Source organism: Flavobacterium ginsengiterrae, assembly GCF_039539785.1.
Taxonomy (GTDB): Bacteria; Bacteroidota; Bacteroidia; order Flavobacteriales; family Flavobacteriaceae; genus Flavobacterium; species Flavobacterium ginsengiterrae.
Genome location: NZ_BAABDU010000002.1, coordinates 174021 through 195266, shown reverse-complemented (window position 1 = coordinate 195266; position 21246 = coordinate 174021). Strand labels below are relative to the sequence as shown.

The 21246-nt window shown below is 32.4% G+C and carries 22 protein-coding genes; 9 read left to right on the top strand and 13 right to left on the bottom strand.

What is annotated here, in order from left to right; all coding sequences use genetic code 11:
- Nucleotides 1-53 precede the first annotated feature (53 nt).
- Complete coding sequence (locus ABD859_RS01630; protein WP_345139343.1) at nt 54-575, bottom strand: DUF7935 family protein; 522 nt, start codon at nt 573-575, stop codon at nt 54-56.
- 124 nt (nt 576-699) lie between these two features.
- On the opposite strand from ABD859_RS01630, the gene ABD859_RS01625 reads away from it, so the two are divergent.
- Nucleotides 700-1473 (top strand): sulfite exporter TauE/SafE family protein, encoded by a 774-nt coding sequence (locus ABD859_RS01625; RefSeq protein ID WP_345139340.1) that lies wholly within the window; start codon nt 700-702, stop codon nt 1471-1473.
- Between the two features lie 115 nt (nt 1474-1588).
- Nucleotides 1589-1888, top strand: coding sequence for a hypothetical protein (locus tag ABD859_RS01620; RefSeq protein WP_345139337.1), 300 nt, complete (start codon nt 1589-1591; stop codon nt 1886-1888).
- Here ABD859_RS01620 and ABD859_RS01615 read toward each other — a convergent pair.
- Entirely contained in the window at nt 1865-2152 is a 288-nt protein-coding gene (locus ABD859_RS01615; RefSeq protein WP_345139334.1) for a hypothetical protein, read from the bottom strand. The two genes, ABD859_RS01620 and ABD859_RS01615, sit on opposite strands and share 24 nt — an antisense overlap.
- A gap of 273 nt (nt 2153-2425) precedes the next feature.
- Between ABD859_RS01615 and ABD859_RS01610 the strand changes: the two genes are divergently transcribed.
- A complete protein-coding gene (locus tag ABD859_RS01610; protein WP_345139331.1) occupies nt 2426-4762 on the top strand; it encodes an ATP-dependent helicase in 2337 nt (778 codons plus the stop codon).
- 96 nt (nt 4763-4858) lie between these two features.
- Nucleotides 4859-5479 carry an L-threonylcarbamoyladenylate synthase gene (locus tag ABD859_RS01605; protein ID WP_345139328.1) on the top strand — a complete coding sequence of 207 codons (621 nt, stop codon included), beginning with the start codon at nt 4859-4861 and terminating at the stop codon, nt 5477-5479.
- Between the two features lie 185 nt (nt 5480-5664).
- On the opposite strand, the gene ABD859_RS01600 is transcribed toward ABD859_RS01605, so the two are convergent.
- From ABD859_RS01600 to ABD859_RS01590, 3 genes are read right to left on the bottom strand one after another with little or no spacing between them, the layout of a single operon-like run.
- Nucleotides 5665-6498, bottom strand: a complete 834-nt coding sequence (locus ABD859_RS01600) for an OmpA/MotB family protein (RefSeq protein WP_345139325.1) — start codon at nt 6496-6498, stop codon at nt 5665-5667.
- Between the two features lie 34 nt (nt 6499-6532).
- A complete protein-coding gene (locus ABD859_RS01595; RefSeq protein ID WP_345139323.1) occupies nt 6533-7552 on the bottom strand; it encodes a glycosyltransferase family 2 protein in 1020 nt (339 codons plus the stop codon).
- Between the two features lie 14 nt (nt 7553-7566).
- Nucleotides 7567-8019 carry a type I restriction enzyme HsdR N-terminal domain-containing protein gene (locus ABD859_RS01590; protein ID WP_345139320.1) on the bottom strand — a complete coding sequence of 151 codons (453 nt, stop codon included), beginning with the start codon at nt 8017-8019 and terminating at the stop codon, nt 7567-7569.
- Nucleotides 8020-8114: 95 nt separating this feature from the next.
- On the opposite strand from ABD859_RS01590, the gene holA reads away from it, so the two are divergent.
- The 3 genes from holA (at nt 8115) to ettA (ending at nt 11106) form a co-directional block, all read left to right on the top strand.
- The gene (gene holA, locus ABD859_RS01585; RefSeq protein ID WP_345139317.1) at nt 8115-9119 is read left to right on the top strand and encodes a DNA polymerase III subunit delta; all 1005 of its coding nucleotides are present in this window, start codon (nt 8115-8117) and stop codon (nt 9117-9119) included.
- Nucleotides 9120-9187: 68 nt separating this feature from the next.
- Nucleotides 9188-9370, top strand: a complete 183-nt coding sequence (locus ABD859_RS01580) for a CAL67264 family membrane protein (protein ID WP_012024976.1) — start codon at nt 9188-9190, stop codon at nt 9368-9370.
- Between the two features lie 44 nt (nt 9371-9414).
- Nucleotides 9415-11106, top strand: a complete 1692-nt coding sequence (gene ettA, locus ABD859_RS01575) for an energy-dependent translational throttle protein EttA (RefSeq protein WP_345139314.1) — start codon at nt 9415-9417, stop codon at nt 11104-11106.
- Between the two features lie 135 nt (nt 11107-11241).
- Here the strand turns inward: ettA and ABD859_RS01570 are convergent, their stop codons facing one another.
- The 3 genes from ABD859_RS01570 to ABD859_RS01560 form a co-directional block, all read right to left on the bottom strand.
- Nucleotides 11242-11685, bottom strand: coding sequence for a thiol-disulfide oxidoreductase DCC family protein (locus ABD859_RS01570; RefSeq protein ID WP_345139311.1), 444 nt, complete (start codon nt 11683-11685; stop codon nt 11242-11244).
- 12 nt (nt 11686-11697) lie between these two features.
- Complete coding sequence (locus tag ABD859_RS01565) at nt 11698-12003, bottom strand: GIY-YIG nuclease family protein (RefSeq protein ID WP_345139308.1); 306 nt, start codon at nt 12001-12003, stop codon at nt 11698-11700.
- Nucleotides 12004-12310: 307 nt separating this feature from the next.
- The gene (locus tag ABD859_RS01560; protein WP_345139305.1) at nt 12311-14476 is read right to left on the bottom strand and encodes an endonuclease MutS2; all 2166 of its coding nucleotides are present in this window, start codon (nt 14474-14476) and stop codon (nt 12311-12313) included.
- Nucleotides 14477-14609: 133 nt separating this feature from the next.
- On the opposite strand from ABD859_RS01560, the gene ABD859_RS01555 reads away from it, so the two are divergent.
- Nucleotides 14610-15275 carry a uracil-DNA glycosylase gene (locus ABD859_RS01555; protein ID WP_345139302.1) on the top strand — a complete coding sequence of 222 codons (666 nt, stop codon included), beginning with the start codon at nt 14610-14612 and terminating at the stop codon, nt 15273-15275.
- Nucleotides 15276-15300: 25 nt separating this feature from the next.
- On the opposite strand, the gene ABD859_RS01550 is transcribed toward ABD859_RS01555, so the two are convergent.
- From ABD859_RS01550 to porX, 5 genes are all read right to left on the bottom strand, one after another.
- Nucleotides 15301-15963 carry a hypothetical protein gene (locus ABD859_RS01550; protein WP_345139299.1) on the bottom strand — a complete coding sequence of 221 codons (663 nt, stop codon included), beginning with the start codon at nt 15961-15963 and terminating at the stop codon, nt 15301-15303.
- Between the two features lie 25 nt (nt 15964-15988).
- Nucleotides 15989-16363 carry a DUF4258 domain-containing protein gene (locus ABD859_RS01545; RefSeq protein ID WP_345139296.1) on the bottom strand — a complete coding sequence of 125 codons (375 nt, stop codon included), beginning with the start codon at nt 16361-16363 and terminating at the stop codon, nt 15989-15991.
- 36 nt (nt 16364-16399) lie between these two features.
- A complete protein-coding gene (locus ABD859_RS01540; RefSeq protein ID WP_345139293.1) occupies nt 16400-17599 on the bottom strand; it encodes an alanine dehydrogenase in 1200 nt (399 codons plus the stop codon).
- 139 nt (nt 17600-17738) lie between these two features.
- Nucleotides 17739-18146, bottom strand: a complete 408-nt coding sequence (gene tsaE, locus ABD859_RS01535; RefSeq protein ID WP_345139290.1) for a tRNA (adenosine(37)-N6)-threonylcarbamoyltransferase complex ATPase subunit type 1 TsaE — start codon at nt 18144-18146, stop codon at nt 17739-17741.
- 90 nt (nt 18147-18236) lie between these two features.
- Nucleotides 18237-19790 carry a T9SS response regulator signal transducer PorX gene (gene porX, locus ABD859_RS01530; protein ID WP_345139288.1) on the bottom strand — a complete coding sequence of 518 codons (1554 nt, stop codon included), beginning with the start codon at nt 19788-19790 and terminating at the stop codon, nt 18237-18239.
- Nucleotides 19791-20011: 221 nt separating this feature from the next.
- Between porX and ABD859_RS01525 the strand changes: the two genes are divergently transcribed.
- Complete coding sequence (locus ABD859_RS01525) at nt 20012-21241, top strand: HD domain-containing protein (protein ID WP_345139285.1); 1230 nt, start codon at nt 20012-20014, stop codon at nt 21239-21241.
- The last annotated feature ends 5 nt before the right edge of the window (nt 21242-21246 follow it).

The window sequence follows — 21246 nt, the reverse complement described above, 5'->3', positions numbered from 1 at the left end:
AAAAGGCAGAATTTATTATAATACTTTCTAATAAATTCTGCCTTAAATATGTTTTACCAAAGTTCAGAAACTTCGCTTTTAATAAAACTCAAAGCGGCATTACTTGGTGATTGTTTTTCTAATAAATCATTTAATATAGCTTCGCGCAGTTTGTCTGCATTTTCTATTTTGTCACTCATGGCAGTTTTACGAATCATTTGAATGGTTGCATTTTTAGCCGTCGTAATAATGGTCCAGCATTCTTCTGAAAGATAAATCTGCTGCGTTAAATTATGCTCAAATTCCTGTTCTATTTGATCGATTAAGAAATTTTCATAATCATGTTTTAGAGGCGAAATCGGTGCAACTCTAATTAAAAGTTTAGTCAAATTAATACGTTCTAAGAACAAAGTCATTCTTTCATACGCTTGTAAGCGAATAGGAAGAGATTCTTTATGCGCTTGTCTGCTTAATAAAAAAGCACGTTTTTTATCATTATTTTTAATGTGCAGTTCAAAAAAACGATAAGCAACAAATCCGGTTACAATTGCAGGTAAAGTGTAACTGGCTAATTCTATAATTCTTGTAAAATCCATTGGGTTAATTTTTTAGCAAAAATATACTTTTTGGTGAGAAATCCATTTTAAATTATCGTAATAAATAACTTCGGAAGCTGTACTTTTGCAACTTGTTTTTTTATCTTACAGAAATATATTTTTAATGGATCTATATATAATATTTTTTCTTTGTTTCGCAGCTTTTGCGGCAGGATTTATTGATGCTATTGTAGGTGGCGGCGGACTTATACAAACGCCTATGGGACTAATTTTACTGCCAAATCTTCCTGTTTCGACTGTAATTGGGACCTTAAAGATTCCTGCTTTTTCTGGCACTTTCATTGCTTCGCTTCAATATCTGAAAAAAGTAATTATTAAATGGAAACTGTTATTAATTATGATGTTTCTGGCAGTTCCGTCAGCATTTTTAGGATCGACTGTTTTAACTTTGGTAAGTAGTGATTTTATGAAACCGCTTTTATTAGTGATTTTATCTTTATTATTTATTTATACCTATGCCAAGAAAAATTTCGGACAGCATGTTGCAAAAGATCATTCAGAAAAAACACAAATATTCTATGCTGTTATAATCAGTATAATTGTTGGTTTTTATGATGGATTTATTGGTCCCGGAACCGGAAGTTTTTTTGTAGTAGCTTTTATTGCACTTCTTGGATTTGATTTTATTGAGGCTTCGGCAAATGCCAAAATGGTAAATCTGGCTACTAATTTTGGTTCGATCTGCTTATTTTTAATTAAAGGAAAAATTATCTGGGCTGTTGCAATTCCTATGGCTGTATGCAACGGTCTAGGCGGCTGGTTTGGGGCAAAATTGGCAATTAGCAAAGGAAACGGATTTATTAGAATTTTCTTTTTAGTTGTAGTCGTAGGAACTTTGATTCGCTTTGCTTATGATGTGTTTTTCCAGCAAAGGTGATAAGCTTCTGACATACTAAGCTATGAAATATGTTTTATTTTGTAAGTATTTTTTGGATTTTTTATCATTTATTTTGATTATATTTGCTAAATAATAATACTATAAGTATCGTATAATGATAGAAATTGTTCAAAATTATGAGAATTATATCAATAGCTTGCCTGAATTGATTAATAAGTCATTTTATAAAACAGAGTTTTTTATGCAAAAACTTGGTTTAAAACATGCTACATTTTATAGAAAGCTTAAATCTAATTCTTTTACTCATCAGGAAGTAAAATTGATTACTAATTTACTATTCCCTGAAGAGATCTTGATTCAACAACTTCAAAGAGGGGAAGAAGATATTAAAGCCGGAAAAACAATAGATTTTGAAGATTTTAAAAATGAACTAAGAGCTAAGTATAATTTCTAAATCAATTGGATTTCTTTTATTGTCCCAAAATAAAATGATGTAAAGTGTTTGTTTATCAACTTTGTAAAACAAATAAACTAGATTTGATATTAAGAACTTCCTAAATGGAGTTTTTTTGTATCTGGAACCAATATAATTATTTTTCAATATAGTTTCTATTATAGATATGGTTTTCTTTGAAAATTCAGATGATTTAGATTCGCTGTATTGATTTATAATTTGGTAAAAACTTTTTCGAGCAGTATCTGTTATTTCTACTTTCATTTTTTTAGATAATTAAGTAACAAATATAACAATAGATTCGTTTGATGAGAAATTTCTTTCTTTTTTACGAATCCACTATCTTAAAAATAACTCTGATTAAGGTATTATTTTCGAAACGTGGCGAATAGATATAACCCAAGGCGGAAAACCCATGTAAAGAGCAGCCTTTATTTAGCTAAAAAAAAAAGAAAAAAAACTTAGAATCTTAGAACCTTAGTATCTTAGGAACTTACTTTTTAAATTCTTATTTTTGCATAAAAGGAGAAAAATTACATGCAGAAATATATTGACCAGCTCAACGAAGCACAGAGAGCGCCTGTTTTAAAGAAAGACGGGCCAATGATTATTATTGCTGGTGCAGGTTCGGGGAAAACCCGTGTTCTAACAATTAGAATTGCTTATTTGATGGCTCAGGGAATTGATGCCTTCAATATTTTGTCGCTTACCTTTACAAATAAAGCAGCGCGTGAAATGAAGCATAGAATCTCGGATATTGTGGGAGCATCTGAAGCAAAAAATCTTTGGATGGGAACTTTTCACTCTATTTTTGCGCGTATTCTTCGTGCAGAATCCGATCATTTAGGTTATCCTTCAAATTTTACAATTTACGATTCTCAGGATTCAGCCAGATTAATTTCTTCTATTATAAAAGAAATGCAGCTGGATCGTGATATTTATAAACCTAAACAAATTTTAGGCAGAATCTCAAGTTATAAAAACAGTTTGATTACTGTAAAAGCGTACTTTAATAATCCTGAATTGGTTGAAGCTGATGCTATGGCAAAAAGACCAAGACTGGGTGAAATTTACCAGCAGTATGTAGAACGCTGTTTTAAAGCCGGTGCAATGGATTTTGATGATTTATTATTGAAAACCAATGAATTATTAAATCGTTTTCCTGAAGTTTTAGCTAAATATCAGGATCGTTTTCGTTATATTTTGGTTGATGAGTACCAGGATACCAATCACTCTCAGTATTTGATCGTTAGGGCTTTATCAGACAGATTTCAGAATATTTGTGTTGTAGGTGATGATGCGCAGAGTATTTATGCTTTCCGAGGTGCGAACATTAATAATATTTTGAATTTCCAGAAAGATTATGAAGGTGTAGTAATGTTTCGTTTAGAACAAAACTATCGTTCTACAAGAAATATTGTAGAAGCCGCCAATACAGTAATGGAACATAATAAAACCAAACTTGATAAGGTTGTTTGGACTGCTAATGAGTTTGGTCCGAGAATAAAAGTGCACCGAAGCTTAACAGATGCCGAAGAGGGCCGTTTTGTAGCCAGTACGATTTTTGAACAAAAAATGCAGAACCAGCTTCATAACGGATCTTTTGCAATTTTGTACCGTACTAATGCACAGTCGCGTGCTATGGAAGATGCTTTAAGAAAGCGCGATATTCCGTATAGAATTTACGGGGGATTATCGTTCTATCAGCGTAAAGAAATTAAAGACGTTTTATGTTATTTGCGTTTGGTTCTTAACCCAAAAGACGAAGAAGCTTTAATACGTGTAATTAATTATCCGGCGCGTGGAATTGGCGATACTACGATAGAAAAACTAACTATTGCCGCTAATCACTATAAACGTTCCATTTGGGAAGTAATGGTCAATATCGATAAGATTGATCTGAAACTAAATGCCGGTACGAAAAACAAACTGAAGGATTTTGTTACCATGATTCAGAGTTTTCAGGTTATAGATCAAAATCAGGATGCGTTTTACATAACAGATCATGTTGCGAAGAAAACCGGTTTGGTTCAGGAATTAAAAAAAGATGCTACTCCAGAGGGAATGGCAAAAATTCAGAATATCGAAGAACTTTTAAACGGTATTAAAGATTTTACTGAAGGCCAAAGAGAAATTGACGGCGCAAGAGGTGCACTTTCTGAATTTATGGAAGATGTGGCTCTGGCAACTGATTTAGATAAAGATACCACAGACGAAGACCGTGTTGCTTTGATGACAATTCACCTGGCAAAAGGGCTTGAGTTTCCTCACGTCTTTGTAGTGGGAATGGAAGAAGATTTGTTTCCGAGTGCCATGAGTATGAGTACCAGAAGTGAGTTAGAAGAAGAACGTCGTTTATTTTATGTAGCCTTAACACGTGCTGAACATCAAGCGTATTTAACTTATGCACAGTCACGTTATCGCTGGGGAAAATTAACAGACAGCGAACCTTCTCGTTTTATTGAAGAAATTGACGGACAATATTTAGACTATCTGACTCCGGCTGAAACCAATTATCGTTACAAATCTCCAATTGACGGCGATATTTTTGGAGATGTAGATAAATCGAAACTCCGTTTGTCAAAACCTGTTGGCGGAACACCTCCAAAACACGTCACAGATAATAACCCCAAACCGGATCTAAATATCCGAAAATTAAAACCAGTTTCAGGGAACGCTCCTGCAGGCTCAAATGCTAATTTGTTTGATAATAAACTTACTGTTGGAAATATTGTTATGCACGAACGTTTTGGAAAAGGAGAAGTTATAAATCTGGAAGGTGTAGGAGCAGACAGAAAAGCCGAAATCAAATTTGAAGTAGGCGGTATTAAAAAATTGTTGTTACGATTTGCTAAATTAGATGTGGTTGGTTAAGAATAATTTGGTTTCTAATCCATTAAATATGAAACTGGAAAATTAAAAATTGTAATGGTTTAACTCAAAAATCAACTTAACTTTAAACAAAAAACAATGGCTGAATTTATAAAAATATATCCAGATAAACCTAGTGAAGCTGCGATTGCAAAAGTGGTAAAAGTACTTCAGAATGGGGGTTTGGTGATTTATCCAACAGATACGGTTTACGGTTTAGGTTGTGATATTACCAATTCAAGAGCTTTAGAGAAAATTGCTAAAATTAAAGGAGTAAAATTAGAGAAAGCTAATTTCTCTTTTATTTGTCATGATTTAAGCAACTTATCCGATTATGTTCGTCAAATCGACACTTCGACTTTTAAAATATTAAAAAGAGCTTTACCAGGGCCATATACCTTTATTTTGCCGGGAAATAATAATCTTCCAAAAGAATTTAAAAAGAAAACGACAGTGGGTATTCGTGTTCCTGATAACAATATAATATTAGAAATTGTACGTCAGTTAGGCAATCCTGTTGTTTCGACTTCTATTCGAGACGAAGATGATGTAATTGAATATACAACAGATCCCGAATTAATTTTTGAAAAATGGCAGAATCTTGTTGATATGGTAATCGATGGAGGTTATGGTGATAATGTAGGATCTACTATTATCGATTTATCAGAATATGAGCCAGTTATCGTGAGAGAAGGTAAAGGCGATATTGATATTTTGTAAATAAAAACTTAAATCGTATAAAAGTTATAAAAAATATAACTAACTTTAGTATAGTTAAAATTTAGTTAGTTAATAAAAATAATGCTATTCTTGATTATATTTAATTGGTTATTAAAAAATTAAGGATACATAAAAGCAGGTCAATTGACCTGCTTTTTCTGTATAATATAATATGGGTATTATAATTATTTAGCCTGTTTTTTCATTTCTTTTTCGATCATATCGTAGAATTGATCAATTTTAGGCATAACAACGATACGAGTTCTTCTGTTACGAGCTTTGTTTTCTGGAGTATCATTTGCTACTAAAGGAACATATGAACTTCTACCAGCTGCGATTAATTTCGCTGGGTTAACACCTAAATCATTTGATAATACACGAACAATTGATGTAGAACGTTTAACACTTAAATCCCAGTTGTCTAATAAAACACCGTTGCTTCTGTATGGTACATCATCTGTATGACCTTCAACCATACACTCAAAATCAGGTTTGTCGTTTACAACTTTAGCAACTTTAGCCAAAACAGATTTTGCTTTGTCGCTTACGTCGTAGCTTCCGCTTTTAAATAATAATTTATCAGCGATAGAGATAAATACAACTCCTTTTTCAACATTGATTTCGATGTCTGGATCGTTGATTCCAACAGCACCTTTTAAACTTGTAACTAATGCTAAAGTTACACTGTCTTTTTTAGTAAGTGCATCTTGAAGTCTAGAGATTTTTAAATCTTTTTCTTTCAAGCTTTCTAAAGATTTTTCAAGGTTTTCAGCACCTTTTGTAGTTAAAACTGTTAAATCTTTAGAGCTGTTAATTAAGTCTTGATTATGTTGTTTATAGCTTTCAGCTGTTGCTGCTAATCCTGCTTTTTCTTCTAGACAAGAATTTAATTTAACTGTGCAAGAGTTTAATAAATCTTGTGTCTCTTTTTGCTTAGCTTCTAGAGCTGCATATTCCTTTTTCGATACACACGAAGTTAAGGCCATTAATACTGATAGTGCGATAACTATTTTTCTCATAGGTATTATATTTAATTAAACGTTGATTACAAATTTAGTTTTTAATATTTTGATTACTGTTAAAGATTTCTTTAAAAACCTGTATTTTCTTTATATAATACAGGAAAACGATACTTTTTACGGTATAGTATTGCTGTATTTGAAAATCTTTTCGCTCTTTAAGATATTTTAAAGATATACAATAAAAAGAAAAATGTGCTTTTAAAATTGCCAAAGTATGTTTGAATTTTCCCTGTGTAAGAAAACGAATACCAGCGATTCCATCTAAAACCATTCTAAAGAAAATTACAAAGAACAAACCTTTTTCCGGAAGGTTTTTTACAAGCATTAAAAGAGAATTTCTAAAATTCAAATATGTCTTTTTTGGATTTCCCTGCTGCAATGTAGCGCCGCCAACATGGTATACAACTGATTCTGGATTGTATTTTATAATATGACCTTCATTTGAAGCACGCCAGCATAAATCAATTTCTTCCTGATGTGCAAAGAATGTTTCGTCAAACCCGCCCAATTCATGATAAACTTTTTTTCTTATAAAGAAACATGCGCCCGAAGCCCAGAATAATTCACAGCTGTCATTATACTGGCCACTGTCTTTTTCGATCGTATCAAAAATACGTCCTCGGCAATATGGAAAACCATATTTATCTATAAAACCACCGGCAGCACCAGCGTATTCAAAATATTCTTTATTTTTAAAATCTAGAATTTTAGGTTGAATTATAGCGGTTTGATTCTCTTTATCAAAAGTTTCAATAATTGGTTTCAGCCAGTTTTGAGTAACTTCAATATCAGAATTAACTAAGGCATAAATCTCAGCATCTACATTTTGCAATGCATCATTATAGCCTTTTGCAAAGCCGTAATTTCCGGTATTTTGAATGATTTTTACCGAAGGATAATTTTCCCTGATAAAATTAACTGAAGAATCTGTCGATGCATTATCGGCAACATAAATTGAAGCTTCTTCTGAATATTGCAGAACAGACGGTAAAAATTGCTCTAACAATTTTACTCCGTTCCAGTTTAAAATGACAACAGCTATTTTATCCAAAAGTATTCTTTAATTTATTTAATAATATGGTAATCTGGCAGGCTTTGCAAAAACTGATATTTTTCATTTTCAAAGTCCATCTGGCAATAATAATGATTCAGCCCGTTTGTAACATTCAAAAACCGTGCCTGCATTGTCATGTTATAACGCGCAATTTGATCAAAAGTTGCCTGCGATATTTTAACTTCCGGAGCTTTGCACTCTACTAATATATGTATAGAACCATCAGAATTAAAAACCACAACATCGTACCTTTTTCTTAATCCGTTGACTGTTAAAACTTTCTCTACATTAATGAGTGATTTTGGGTATTTTTTTTCATGAATTAAATAATGAACAACATGCTGGCGAACCCATTCTTCGGGGGTAAGAATTATAAATTTTTTCCTGATTTCATCAAAAATAGACACTTTATTTTCGCTATTTTTGAATCGGAAAGCGTAAGTGGGAAAGTTTAGTTTTAACATAAAGCAAATATAATTTGAAAATTACACAATTTGAAAATTTGTTTTAACAATAATTAAAACTACGACTGAAACTGTAGACCTGTAAACTAAATTAAATGGACGAAGTAATTAAAATTGTTAACGATATTAAAGCAGGAAATATTAAACCTATTTATTTTTTAATGGGTGAGGAACCTTATTATATAGATAAGCTGTCTGAATATATCGAACAAAATGTGCTGGCGGAAGAAGAAAAAGGATTTAATCAAACCGTTCTTTACGGAAGAGATGTATCTGTAGAGGATATCGTTTCAACGGCCAAGCGCTATCCTATGATGGCTGATCGTCAGGTTGTTATTGTAAAAGAAGCTCAGGATTTGTCCAGAACAATTGATAAAATTGAATCGTATGTTGGCAATCCAATGGAATCTACAGTTTTGGTTTTTTGCTATAAATACAAAACACTCGATAAACGTAAAAAGGTAACGAAACTTTTAGCACAAAAAGGAATTGTTTACGAGAGTAAAAAACTATACGAAAATCAGGTTGGTGATTGGATTAAGCGCGTTTTAGCAGGAAAGAAATACACAATAGACCCAAAAGCAAATGCCATGCTGGTGGAGTTTTTAGGAACTGATTTGAGTAAAATTAACAACGAACTTGAAAAATTACAGATTATTTTGCCACAAGGCACAATGATTACACCAAAGCATATAGAAGAGAATATTGGTTTTAGTAAAGACTATAATGTGTTTGAATTGCGAAAAGCAATTGGCGAACGTAACCAGTTGAAAGCGTATAAAATAGCTGAAAATTTTGCTCATAATCCAAAAGAATACCCCCTTGTAATGACAACCGGATTGGTTTTTGGTTTCTTTGTACAGCTTTTAAAATATCACGGTTTAAAAGATAAAAATCCAAAAAATGTAGCCGCAGCAATTGGAGTAAATCCTTATTTTTTGAAAGAATATGATCTGGCGATAAAAAATTATCCAATGCGAAAAGTAAGTCAGATTGTTGGTGCACTGCGTGATATTGATGTTAAAAGTAAAGGTGTGGGAGCTAATGCTTTACCTCAATCAGATTTACTTAAAGAAATGCTTTATAAAATATTTAATTAAGCCGTGAAAATTCACGATATTTGCCTTTCGAAAAAAAATTACTGCTTAAAAATAATAATTACACAATTATGGGAATGAATAAAAATACCGTTTTAGGATGGGCTACCTTAATTATGGTGCTTATGGGATTACTGCTTATTGGACTTGGCGCTTTTCGATACAGAGATGTTTCGGGCTGGGGATTTGCAGCTGCTGGTGTAGGTTTTTTTGCTAATGCTTGGGTTTTTAATGCTTTGAAAGGCAGGGTTTAATATCAGATAAAAAAAATAATTAATCAAAATTAAAAATAAATAGAATGTCAGACGATAAGAAAGTAATTTTCTCAATGCAAAAATTGAGTAAAACCTATCAGGGAGCAGACAAACCGGTACTTAAAAATATTTACTTAAGTTTCTTTTACGGAGCTAAAATTGGTATTTTGGGTCTTAACGGTTCCGGAAAATCTTCTCTTTTAAAAATTATTGCAGGTGTAGATAAAAACTATCAGGGTGATGTGGTTTTTCAGCCAGGATATACAGTTGGATATTTAGAGCAGGAACCAATTCTAGATGATTCTAAAACAGTTATCGAAGTGGTGCGTGAAGGCGCTGCAGAAACCATGGCAGTTTTAGAAGAATATAATCAAATCAATGATTTATTTGGTCTTGAAGAAAATTATTCAGATCCAGATAAAATGGATAAATTAATGGATCGTCAAGCGGCATTACAAGATAAAATTGATGCACTTGGAGCATGGGAAATCGATACGAAATTAGAAATCGCAATGGATGCACTTCGTACTCCAGATGGAGATACGCCAATTAAAAACCTTTCTGGTGGAGAGCGTCGTCGTGTAGCTTTATGTCGTTTGTTATTGCAACAGCCAGATGTATTGCTTCTGGATGAGCCTACCAACCACCTTGATGCAGAATCTGTACTTTGGTTAGAGCAGCATTTAGCTCAATACGCTGGAACAGTAATTGCTGTAACGCACGACCGTTATTTCCTTGATAATGTGGCAGGATGGATTCTTGAGTTAGATAGAGGAGAAGGTATTCCATGGAAAGGAAACTATTCTTCTTGGTTAGATCAAAAATCAAACCGTATGGCTCAGGAAGAAAAAGTAGCTTCTAAACGTAGAAAAACTTTAGAGCGTGAGTTAGAATGGGTTCGTCAAGGTGCAAAAGGCCGTCAGACAAAACAAAAAGCACGTTTACAGAATTACGATAAATTATTAAACGAAGATCAAAAACAATTAGATGAAAATCTAGAGATCTATATCCCGAATGGTCCTCGTTTAGGAACAAATGTTATTGAAGCTAAAAATGTAGCGAAAGCTTTTGGTGAAAAATTATTATATGATAATTTGAACTTTACTTTACCACAAGCAGGTATTGTTGGAATCATCGGGCCAAACGGTGCTGGTAAATCTACTATTTTCAAAATGATCATGGGAGAGCAGGCAACTGACAGCGGAGAATTTGCAGTAGGAGATACTGTAAAAATTGCTTACGTAGACCAGTCTCACTCTAATATCGATCCAAATAAATCAATCTGGGAAAACTTTGCTGATGGTCAGGAATTAATTATGATGGGAGGGAAGCAAGTAAATTCAAGAGCTTATTTATCTCGTTTCAATTTTGGTGGCGGCGAGCAAAACAAAAAAGTTTCTATGCTTTCTGGTGGAGAACGTAACCGTCTTCACTTAGCAATGACTTTGAAAGAAGAAGGAAACGTACTTTTACTGGATGAGCCTACGAATGACCTTGACGTAAATACACTTCGTGCGCTTGAAGAAGGTTTGGAGAATTTTGCGGGTTGTGCCGTAATTATTTCTCACGACAGATGGTTCTTAGACAGAATTTGTACACACATTCTAGCTTTTGAAGGAAATTCTGAAGTTTATTTCTTTGAAGGAAGTTTCTCTGATTATGAAGAAAACAAAAAGAAACGTCTGGGCGGTGATTTAACTCCAAAACGTATTAAGTATAGAAAATTAATTAGATAATTCTTTTAAATTTCAAATATTAAAAATCCCAAATTCCAATTATTGGAGTTTGGGATTTTTTATTTGCGTAAAGTTTCTCCTTTCAGTAGAAATGACAATATTGTGTAAAATTGGATTTCAGACTTGGAATTTTTCTCAAAGAAATTTCGCTTTCAATTCTGGAGTAGGAATCATGCAGCTTTCTTTTTTGCCGTACCATTTGTAACGGTTTTTCGCAATGTAATCGTAAATATAATTTCGAATTTTTTCAGGAAAAATTTTAAAAACAACAGCTAAGTTGTAAATTCCTCCTAAGTCCTGAGCAATTTCAATTGCGGCAGATGATTTGTAATAATAGGCAGTTCCGGGATTGTATAAAATAATACTATCAATTTTTGTTTGATCAACACCAATATAATTGCAGATTTCTTTTCCCAAATCAGATTGCAGAGCTGTAAAACGAAAAATATCTTTTTTATCATTTTTGATGATAAATTGAACTGCGTTGTTGCATAAATTACAAACGCCGTCGAAAAGAATTATTTTTTTATGTTTTTCAGTCATTGCGAGGAACGAAGCAATCTCACTATGTTTTTCCATTACAAATTATTATTATACAATCATTATATTTTCTATTTCTTCAAATAGATCCTTCCAATTTGGGTTCATGGAGCGAATTAAATTATTTTTCGCTTCTCTCGAACCTGCTTTGATTTGTTTTTCTCTTGCAATTGCATCCTCAATCCATTGAAATTGTTCATAATAAACTAAAATATAGACATTATATCGTGCCGAGAATGATTTCGGATATTTTTTGTTTTTATGTTCTAAAATTCTTTTAGGAAGATTTGATGTTACGCCAACATAGACAACTGTTTGATATTTATTGGTTATGATGTATACAAATCCAGGTTTCATTTTTTTTATGAGTTTTGTTATTAATGAGGTTTAGTGCGGTTGCTTCGTTCCTCGCAATGACAAAACTAATAAAAAAATAATTTTGTAAGAATTTTGCTAATTATAATTTTTTATTATGATAATTTTAAAAATCATAACAATAGTTAATTAAAAACAACTTTCATAAAATGAATTTAATCAACTAATGAAAAGAAATGATCTTAGTTTGTTTAAAAAGTAAAATCGTTTCTTAAATCGCTTTATTTGAATTTTGATCAAAAAAAATAAGTTTTTACACAGAAAAACTACGACTAAATACTAAAAGAAATTACTTCTTTACAGCTTCTACTAATTCTAGTTCGTCTAGACTTACTTTCGAAGTAAAAATACCATAATTAACAGTTGCTTTATTTTTTTCGATCGAATCAATACTTCCCACAGATCTTCCGTCGAGCATTCTAACTCGGTCACCAACTTTTAAAATTGGTTTTGGTTTTTCTACAACAGGCTTCAGTTTTTTCTCTTTTTTCTCCTTGCGGATTTCTTCTACTTTTACCTGAACTTCAGCAATAATTTCTTTTTTCTTTTCAACTTTTGCTTTTACTTCTTTTGGTGTAGCTTTTTTACGCTTTGAGTTTTCAATCTCAACAATTTTCAAAAATTCCTCAATAAGTTCTTTTTTGTTTTTGTTATTGAAATATTTCTCAGCGATGTCATCAATTTTTTGTCCTATATATATAATCTTCTGATTGCTGTCGTATAGTTCCTGATAACTTTCAAGCTTTTGCTGAATTTTGGTATTGATGTTTTCCATCTTTTTGCTTTCCTCGCGCGCACGGGTTTCTTCTTCTTTTAAATTTAAAGAAGTTTTTTCCAGTTTCGAACGTTCTTTTTGAAGCGTTGCTATGGTTTTATCAAAACGAACTTTTCCAACTTCGATTTTCTTTTTTGCACGATTAATTAATCCAAATGGTATTCCATTTTTTTGAGCGACTTCAAAAGTAAATGAACTTCCGGCCTGACCTAAAGCCAGTTTATACATTGGTTCTAAAGATTTTTCGTCGAACATCATATTCGCATTTGTTGCGTATGGAAGTTCATTCGCCAAAATCTTTAAATTCGAATAATGTGTCGTAATAATTCCGAAAGCTTCACGATGGTAAAATTCTTCCAGGAAAATTTCTGCCAATGCTCCACCTAATTCAGGATCTGAACCTGTACCAAATTCATCAATTAAAAACATGGTTTTGTTGTTACATTTCTTTAAGAAATAATTCATGTTTTTAAGACGATAAGAATAAGTACTCAAATGATTTTCAATAGATTGATTATCTCCAATATCTGTTAAAATTCTGTCGAATAAAAATGTTTCGCTTCTTTCGTGAACGGGAATCAAAATTCCGGATTGCAGCATTAATTGCAATAAACCAACTGTTTTTAATGAAATGGTTTTTCCTCCGGCGTTTGGTCCGGAAATTACAATAATTCTGTTTTCTTGCTTTAACTCAATTGTCTGCGGATGCGTAACTTCTTTTTTCTGTTTGTTATTTAAATACAAAATAGGATGATAGGCTTCTCTAAAAAACAATCTTCTTTCTTCTGTAATTGCCGGTAAAATTCCGTTGATGCGATTGGCGTATTTTGCTTTTCCGGCAACGACATCAATATCACTTAAAAAATCCTGATATTCAATTAGTAAAGGAAGATACGGGCGAATTACATTTGATAAATTCTTTAAAATTCTTGTAATTTCTTCTTTCTCTTCATATTCTAAGTTGGCCAATTCTCTCGAATATTTTAAAGTAGCTTCGGGTTCAATGTAAGCAATGCTTCCAGTTTTAGAACTTCCTAAAATAGAGCCTTTTACCTTACGGCGATACATAGCAAGAACTGCTAAAACACGGCGGTTTTGAACAAAACTTTCTTTAATGTCGTCCAAATAGCCTAATCCGTTATACTGAGTTAATGCTACGCCAAAACTTTGGTTAACTTTTCCGCGAACCAGATTCATGTTTTGGCGAATGCCAGAAAGGGCAGGAGATGCGTTGTCTTTTATTTCTCCGTATTTATCTACAATAGCGTCAATTGCGGTTATAATATCTTTAGTCAATTCTACACGAGAAGCCCTTGCATTTAAGTTTGGATAATAATCATCAAACTTTTTCAGGAAATTCAGCAGGACATTTGTTGTCGAAGAAAGATTGGCAATTTTTCTAAAACTTCCTACTTCAAGGAAACTGTCTTCGATAGCTAAAAACTTAATTTCGTGCGAAATAGCATCAAATCCGTGATTTGGAATTGCGTTATTATTTTCAAAAGAAGACACATATTCTGATGTCTGCATAAGAGCCTGCATCAATTCTTCTTTATCTCTGAATGGTTTTATTTGTAAAGCTTTTTCTTTTCCAATATCGGTGTTGCATCCATCAGAAATGGTTTCGAGTACGGTTGGAAATTGTAAGTCTTGTAATGTTTTATCTGTAATACTAATCATTTAATTTCTTTAAGAAAGTACAGGCAAAAATACGAAAATAGTATAATTGTACACTGTAAAGTTTAAGTCTAATTTTATTGTTTGTTTAAGTATGATTTTACTTAAAAAATCCTGAAATTCGCAAAAAAAAGTTATGGACGTAAAAATGCATTCTTCCTGGAAGCCGGTTTTGAATGAAGAATTTGAAAAACCTTATTTTAACGAATTAATAGATTTTGTAAAATCAGAATATGCGACAAAAATCTGTTATCCAAAAGGAAGTCAGATTTTTTCGGCTTTTGATCATTGTCATTTTGATCAGGTAAAAGTTGTTATCATTGGTCAGGATCCTTATCACGGTCCAAATCAGGCAAATGGTTTATGTTTTTCTGTTAATGATGGAATTCCTTTTCCACCTTCATTATATAATATTTTCAAAGAAATCGAAACTGATTTAAATAAACCAATGCCAAAAACCGGAAATCTGGAGCGTTGGGCAGATCAGGGCGTTTTTCTTTTAAATGCCACTTTAACAGTTCGTCAGTCTGAAGCTGGAAGTCATCAGGGAAAAGGCTGGGAAAAATTCACCGATGCTGTTATTAAACAAATTTCTGCAGAAAAAGAAAATGTAGTTTTTCTTCTTTGGGGTGGTTTTGCTCAAAAGAAAGCAGCTTTGATTGATTCTTCAAAACATCATATTTTAAAATCCGGACATCCGTCTCCGCTAAGTGCTAACAGAGGTTTTTGGTTTGGAAATAAACACTTCAGTCAGACAAATGATTTCTTAAAATCTAAAGGACTTAAGGAAATCGAATGGTAAATATAAATGAGGTTCTGGATTTATTCTAATAATTTAGGACCTCAAATTTATCTTCTGCTATTTTAAAAATACTTGGATCTACAGTACAGTTTTCAAGAATTTTTAGATTTTCTTCTACGCTTAAGCCATAACGAAAATATATTCCATCAAATTTTACATTGCTGATATTGACTTCAAAATCATGCTTGAATTCATAATCTCCATAATACGTTCTTGCAATTTTTCCTGTCCAGGAAATTTCAAAAGTATTATCGGGGTTTCGATTTAAAGTTATTTTATTATTGCTGCAACTGTCATGTCCTAACAAATATACGTGAAAAGCTAAATCCTGAAAATCAAATCCTTCAGGCAATGGTAAAAGATCAGAAGTTAGTGTTGCGCTGTTTAGTTTAGAAAAATCAAATTTATTTTCAGGTGTTCCTATTACAATGCCGCCATAATGCCATTCTGTAGAAGATAAAATACAATTATGATAATTTTCCCAAACTGTTTTTGACTGCCAGTCAGATTTAAGGTGTTCATCATCATCATTAGAATCATCTTCAGCATAATAAGAATCAGTTACTAAATGAAAATCAAATAAAAGTCCTCTTTCAGGATCTAATCTGGCACTCCAAACAAATTCTTTTAATGTATGACCCAGCGGATATGGATTGTCATAGAAGAAGATTCTGTTTGTTTTATTCATAACAGGGAAACTTTGAAAATGAAAATTATTTCTTAATGATTTCTTCTAAAACAGCTTTCTTTTCGTAATTGGTAACTTTTAGAATAATTTCCTGATTTTTTACAGTTTTTCCTTCAATAATATAAGTTTTACCTCCATTATAAGGAATGTTACTTTGATCGAAATCTACGTCGCCATATGTTAAAGTGTTTTTGACATCGGCAGTGTCAACCCATTTTTCGTTTAAAGTCTGAATTGCTTTATCAGAATATTGAAAAGGTTTTGTTCTTAGATTATTTAAAACTCTGGCATTTGGAAAATAATTGCATCGAGTGTCTTTTCCTATAAAAAATCCTGATACAATAAAACATCCCATTACGAGACCTATTAGGTAATATGCAAAACGGTGTACGAACTTCATGAAATAAAATTTTTGCAAAGGTACATTAAAGTTCCTTTAAAATACAAGTAAATTAATATCGTTGTCTGGCAGGTCGAACCAGTCGCCAATAGCTTTATTTGTTAGAATTCCGTGGTATAAATAAATTCCGTTTTTAAGTCCTTTATTGCATCTAATTGCGCTTTCGAGACCACCATCTTCGGCTATCTGATGAAGGTAAGGAGTTAAGATGTTACTAATTGATAATGAGGCGGTTTTGGAATATCTTGAAGGTATATTGGGCACACAATAGTGTAAAACGTTACTTTTTATGAAAGTTGGTTTTTCGTGAGTTGTTACTTCCGAAGTTTCAAAACATCCTCCTGTATCGATGCTTACATCAACAATTACGGCACCTTTTTTCATATGCTCCACCATAGTTTCTGTAACTACAATCGGGCATCGTTCTTTTCCTCGCATGGCACCAATTGCAACATCACAGCGTCTTAAAGCTTTTAGTAATGCTTTTTGCTGAATGGTTGACGTAAAAATCCTTTGGCTTAAATTATTTTGTAATCGACGCAGTTTTGTAATCGAATTATCAAAAACTTTTACGTTGGCACCTAATCCAATTGCGGTTTTTGCGGCAAATTCACCCACTGTTCCTGCTCCAAGAATTACCACTTCAGTAGGAGGGACGCCTGTAATGTTTCCAAATAAAAGGCCTTTTCCAAATTCGTTAGTAATCATTAATTCGGCAGCGATTAAAATTGATGCTGTTCCGGCAATTTCACTTAATGATTTTACGGCAGGATACGATCCGTCTTCATCTTTAATATATTCAAAAGCAAGAGCGGTAATCTTTTTTTTCGCCAAAGCTTCGAAATACTCTTTCTTTTTTGTTTTTAATTGAATTGCTGAAATGATGGTCGTTTCTGGACTTATCATTTCAATTTCGGCTAATGTTGGCGGTTCTACTTTTAATAGAAGCGGACAGCTGAAAACTCTTTTGGTGTCTTTTGTGATTTCTGCACCAGCATCTGCGTATTCCTTATCTGTATAACTTGAACTTTCTCCGGCACCAGATTCGATCATAACACGATGCCCTTCATAAGTAAGAGAATTTACGGCATCTGGAGTCAAACAAATACGACGTTCCTGATAGCTCGTTTCCTTAGGAATTCCTATGAAAAGTTCTCTTTTAAAACGACCAACCTCAAGTTTTTCTTCTTGTGGTATTAATTGTTGTTTTGTAAATGGAGTTAAGGTAATTGACATGGATGATGCAAAAAATTAAGGGTACAAATTACGTAAAAAGTTTTAAAATTAGTGCAAAAATTCTGCTAATACTAATGTCTAAGGTTAAGTTATTTTTTGTGAATGCTCATGAAATATTTTTTTCAATTTTCGCAAAGCTCTAGACTAATTTTAGTTCTCTTTTTCCGTCTGCCAATAATTCAATTGTAATGGTTGAAGTTTCTTCTGGAAGCAGATTTTCAATTTTTTCAGACCATTCAATAAAACACCAGTTTCCTGAGTATAAATAATCATCGACTCCCATATCCAGAGCTTCGGTTTCTTGTTTAATTCTGTAAAAATCAAAATGATACACTTTTTTGCCATTTGGAATTTCATATTCATTTACTAAAGAAAAAGTGGGACTGCTTGTGGCATCTTTAACTCCTAAACTTTTGCACAGTTGTTTTATTAAGGTCGTTTTTCCAACTCCCATTTCGCCGTTAAAAAGAATAATTTTTTTAGGATTTGAATCTAAAATCTGCTGGGCAGTTTCCTGAATTTGATCTAATGAAAAAATGATGTTCATTTTATATTACTTAATTTATAGTTTCAGTCGCAGTCTCAGTTTTCAGTTTTTTATTGATATTGAAAACTGCGACTGCGACTGAAAACTCTTTTATTTCGGGTTAAATACCAAAAACGGAATAATCATTTCTTCTAGCGAAATTCCACCGTGCTGGTATGTGTTTTTATAATAACTTACATAATGATTATAGTTGTTTACATAAGCCAGAAAAAAATCATTTTTGGCAAAAATAAACGAACTGCTCATATTTATTGCCGGCAAACCTATTGATTTTGGTTCTTTTACAACATAAACATCTTTTTGTTCGTATGTTAAGCTTCGGCCGGTTTTGTAACGCAAATTTAGACTTGTATTTTTATCTCCCACAACTTTCGACGGATTTTTTACATTAATTGTTCCGTGATCTGTTGTTAAGATTAATTTGAAACCTAAAAGTTGTGCCTGCTGAATGATTTCTAATAATGGCGAATTTTTAAACCAGCTCAATGTCAGCGAACGATATGCTTTATCATCAGAAGCTAATTCTTTTACAACTTCCATTTCAGTTTTTGCATGCGACAGCATATCTACGAAGTTGTAAACCACAGTAACTAAGTCATTTCCTTTTAATGCTTTAAAGTTTTCTGCCAGTTTTTTACCTCCTGCGTAATTGGTGATTTTAAAATAATCTTCTTTAATGTTTAATCCCAAACGCTTAATTTGTGCCGAAAGAAATTCAGCTTCAAAAAGGTTTTTTCCACCGTCTTCTACATCATTTTTCCAATATTGAGGAAACTGTTTTTCCATTTCTGAAGGCATTAAACCAGAAAAAATTGAGTTTCTGGCATATTGTGTTGCCGTTGGAAGAATAGAGAAGTAGGGAACTTCTTTTTCTAGTTTATAATAATTTGAGATTACGGTTTCAAAAGATTTCCACTGATCGTAGCGAAGATTGTCTATAACGACAAATAAAATAGGTCTGTCTTTCTTTTTGATTTCCGGAACGACTAATTCTTTAAAAAGTGTATTTGACTGAATTGGTTTGTCTGCCTTTGGTTGAAACCAGTCCTCGTAATTTCTTTCAATATATTTTCCAAACTGCGAATTGGCTTCAACTTTTTGAGATTCAAGAATTTCGATCATTGCCTGATCATTAATATCTTCTAGTTTTAATTCCCAAAAAAGCAGTTTTTTATACAATTCTACCCAGTCTTCATAAGAATTAACCATTGCTAATTCCATTGAAATTTTACGAAATTCTTTTTGGTAATCTAATGTTGTTTTTTCTGTAATTAATCTAGAATCATCCAGATTTTTCTTCAAACTCAACAGAATTTGATTTGGATTTACAGGTTTAATCAAATAATCAGCGATTTTAGAACCAATGGCTTCTTCCATTATATATTCTTCTTCGCTTTTAGTAATCATAATCATCGGGATAGCTGATTTTTTTTCTTTCATTTCAGAAAGTGTTTCCAAACCGCTCATTCCCGGCATATTTTCATCCAGAAAAACAATATCGAAATTTTCCTCTTCAAACAAAGCAACGGCATCAAGACCGTTGTTGCAGGTTGTTACAGAATAATTCTTTTTTTCCAGAAATAATATATGTGGCTTTAAAAGATCGATTTCATCATCGACCCAAAGTATTTTAATCTTATCCATAAACAATTTTAATTTTAATGCAATTTAAAGGTATAGAACTTAAAAAGTATTAAAAATAGTATAAAATTAGGAATGCTGAAACTAAAATTATTTTGAATTATTTTTTATGTTTATTTAATATCTAGGAAAATACTTATAGGTATTATCGTTTTTTTAAGTTAAAAACTAAAATGGTTTTCTACTTATTTACTTATATTTGTTGACCAAAAAATAACCAACTTGTGACTCAAATTAATAAATTAAAAATATTCAATGACCCAATTTACGGGTTTATCACTATACCGAATGAACTTATCTACGACTTAATCCAGCATCCATATTTTCAGCGTTTGCGACGTATATCGCAAATGGGATTGTCATATTTAGTTTATCCTGGAGCAAATCATACGCGTTTTCATCATGCTTTGGGATGCATGCATTTAATGAAAAAAGCAATCGATACTCTTCGTTTTAAAGATGTTGTTATTTCTGAAGAAGAAGAAAATGCACTTTTAATAGCAATTTTACTTCATGATATTGGTCATGGTCCGTTTTCGCATGCTATGGAAAAAAGTATTGTTGAAGATGTGCATCATGAAGCAATTTCGCTGTTGTTTATGAATCAGCTTAATGAAGAGTTTGACGGAAGATTAAGTCTGGCAATTCAGGTTTTTAAAGGTGAATATCACAGGAAATTTATGCTGCAATTGATTTCAAGTCAATTGGATATGGATAGAATGGATTACCTGAAACGAGACAGTTTTTACACCGGAGTTGCAGAAGGCAATGTAAACTCTGAACGTTTGATTCAGATGATGAATGTTGTTGATGATGTGTTAGTTATTGAAGAAAAAGGAATTTATTCTGTCGAAAAATTTCTGTTATCCAGACGGTTAATGTACTGGCAGGCTTATTTACATAAAACAAGCCTTGTTGCTGAATTGATTTTAATGAAAGTGCTGAAAAGAGCTAAAGAATTGACCTTAAAAGGAGTTAAACTTCCATGCAGTGAGCCTTTGTTGTATTTCATGCAGAATAAAATAACTCTTGAAGATTTTGATGCTCAAAATTTGGATTTATTTTCTCAATTAGATGATTTTGATATCATAAGCGCTTTAAAAGCTTGGCAGCGAAATAATGATTTTATTCTTTCTACTTTGAGTAAAATGATCATAAACAGGGATTTATTAAAAATAAAACTCAGCGCAGATAAAATACCAATGGAAGAATCGCAATCTTTAAAAGAAGAATTTGCAGAAGCGCATAATATTTCGGCTTTAGATGCGGGTTATTTCATTTTTAGAGGTAAAATTAAGAACCAGGCTTATAGTAAAGCTGCCGAACCAATACGAATTTTGAAAAAAGATAAGACAATTGAAGACGTTGTTGAAGCTTCTGATCAATTGAATTTGAAATCGTTATCTAAATTGGTCACAAAATATTATATCTGTTTTCCAAAACAACTTATCTAAAATTA